Genomic DNA, 2760 nt, shown 5'->3' with positions numbered 1-2760 from the left:
CCAGAAGTCGGGAGTCGACATGTCGTCGCCGACCAGCGCACCGGTGAGGTTCGAGACGACCGGAATCTTCGGGTTGTCGTACGAAAGATTCTCGATCGCTGTACGGAACGCCTCCAGCATGCCGTCCATGTGCGGCGAGTGGAACGCGTGGCTCACCGTCAGCCGCTTCGACTTACGGTCACCGAACTGCTCAGTGATCGCGAGAGCGGCGCTCTCGTCACCCGCGATCACGACGGACCGAGGACCGTTGATCGCGGCGATGCTCACCCGGTCGGTCAGCAGCGGAAGGATCTCCTCCTCCGACGCCTGCACGGCGATCATCACACCGCCCGAAGGCAGCGCCTGCATCAACCGGCCACGAGCCGCCACCAACGTGCACGCATCGGCCAGCGAGAACACACCCGCCACATGCGCCGCAGCGATCTCACCGATCGAATGACCGGACAGGAAGTCCGGCCGCACACCCCACGACTCCAGAAGCCGGAACAGCGCCACCTCAACCGCGAACAGAGCCGGCTGCGTCACCGCCGTCTCATCGAGAGCACCGCTCTCAACACCGAACAGTGCTTCCTTCAACGGCACATCAAGACGCGCGCAGATCTCGTCCAGAGCCCGAGCGAACACCGGATACGCCCCGTACAGCTCACGGCCCATCCCCGCACGCTGACTCCCCTGCCCCGTAAACAGGAACGCCAACTTCCCGCCCACCGGAGAACCCTCAACCACACCAGCCGCAGAACTGCCATCAGCCAGCGCGGCCAACCCCGCGAGGAATGCCTCTCGGTCGTCGGCGACGAGCGCGGCCCGGTGGTCGAGCGCCGTGCGGCTCGTGGCCAGGGTGTAGCCGATGTCGGCGGGGCTCGGATCGGGGTTCGCGAGCGTGTGCGCCTTGAGTCGTGCGGCCTGCTCGCGCAGGGCCTCCGGGGTCTTTCCGGAGATCAGCCAGGGGAGGCTGCCCGGAGCCCGCCGGGGCTCCTGACGCGTTGCGGGCTCCTCAGGCTCAGGAGCCTGCTCGATGATGGCGTGCGCGTTGGTGCCGCTGAAGCCGAACGACGAGATGGCGGCGCGGCGCGGGCGGCCGGTCTCCGGCCAGGGAGTGACCGACTCAAGCAGCGAGACCGCTCCCGCCGACCAGTCGACATGCGGAGTCGGCTCATCGACATGCAACGTCTTCGGCAGCACCCCGTGACGCATCGCCTCCACCATCTTGATGATCCCCGCGACACCGGCGGCAGCCTGCGTATGACCCATGTTCGACTTGATCGAACCGAGAAGCAGCGGACGGTCTTCCGTGTGCTCCTGGCCATAGGTCGCGAGCAGCGCCTGCGCCTCGATCGGATCACCCAGCGAGGTACCCGTACCGTGCGCCTCCACCACATCCACCTCGGCGGCCGACAGACCAGCGTTCGCCAGCGCCTGACGAATCACCCGCTGCTGAGACGGACCATTCGGAGCCGTCAAACCATTCGAAGCACCATCCTGATTGATCGCCGAACCACGCACCACCGCCAGCACCGGATGGCCATTGCGCCGAGCATCCGACAGCCGCTCCACCAGCAGGACGCCCGCGCCTTCGGCCCAGCCGGTGCCGTCGGCGGTGGCCGAGAACGCCTTGCAGCGCCCGTCGGCGGCAAGGCCTCGCTGACGGCTGAACTCGACGAAGGGAGCGGGTGTCGCCATGACGGTGACACCGCCCGCGAGGGCCAGTGAGCATTCGCCGTTGCGCAGCGCCTGCACCGCGAGGTGCAGGGCGACCAGGGAGGAGGAGCAGGCGGTGTCGACGGTGACCGCCGGGCCTTCGAGACCGAAGGAGTACGACAGCCGGCCGGAGATGACGCTGGCCGCGTTGCCGGTGCCGAGGAAGCCCTCCACGCCCTCGGGGAGCGCGGTGAGCCGGGAGGCGTAGTCGTGGTACATGACACCGGCGAAAACGCCGGTACGGCTGCCGCGCAGGGACGAGGGGTCGATGCCCGCCCGCTCGAAGGCCTCCCAGGAGGTTTCGAGAAGAAGACGCTGCTGAGGGTCCATCGCGACGGCTTCACGCGGCGAGATCCCGAAGAATCCCGGGTCGAAGTCGGCGGCGTCGCGTACGAATCCGCCCTCGCGGGCGTAGCTCGTGCCCTGTTGGTCGGGGTCGGCGTCGAAGAGCGACTCGATGTCCCAGCCCCGGTCGTCGGGGAAGCCCGAGATGGCGTCCCGGCCCTCCAGAACGAGCCGCCAGAGGTCTTCGGGGGTCTCCACCCCGCCGGGGTAGCGGCAGCCGAGGCCCACGATCGCGATCGGCTCGTCGTCGCGGACGGTGTCGGCGACGGGTGCGGCGATCGCGGCGGGCGCCTCACCGACCAGCTCGGTGCGCAGCCGGTCGGCGAGAATCGCCGAGGTCGGATAGTCGAAGACCAGGGTCGCGGGGAGCCTCAGCCCGGTCGCCGCGCCGAGCCGGTTGCGCAGCTCGACGGCGCTCAGCGAGTCGAAGCCCAGCTCACGGAAGGAGCGGTCCGTCTCGACCGCCTCCGGTCCGGCGTAGCCCAGAACGACGGCGACCTGAGTACGGACGAGATCCAGGACGTACGCGGCCTGCTCGGCGACCGACAGCCCGGCGATGCCCTCCGCCGGTGCCCCGGCCGCGTCGCCCCGGGCCGTACGGCGGGCGGGGGCCCGGACGAGCCCGCTCAGCAGCGGCGGAACCAGCCCGCCGGCACGCAGTGCGGCGAGGTCGAGCTTCACCGGTACGAACAGCGCCTGGTCAGTGGCGGACGCGGC

Annotated in this window: 1 protein-coding gene; it reads right to left on the bottom strand. The window is 69.5% G+C overall.

Annotated elements, in window-relative coordinates; genetic code table 11:
• Window positions 1–2760, bottom strand: a 2760-nt coding sequence (locus IE247_RS33830; protein ID WP_190127204.1) for a type I polyketide synthase, incomplete at both ends; no start/stop codon positions are given.

The sequence above is a fragment of the Streptomyces inusitatus genome (assembly GCF_014651115.1).
In the GTDB taxonomy this organism is placed as follows: domain Bacteria; phylum Actinomycetota; class Actinomycetes; order Streptomycetales; family Streptomycetaceae; genus Streptomyces; species Streptomyces amakusaensis.
The sequence above is the reverse complement of the archived record's forward strand: the minus strand, read 5'-3'. Positions and strand labels throughout refer to the sequence as shown.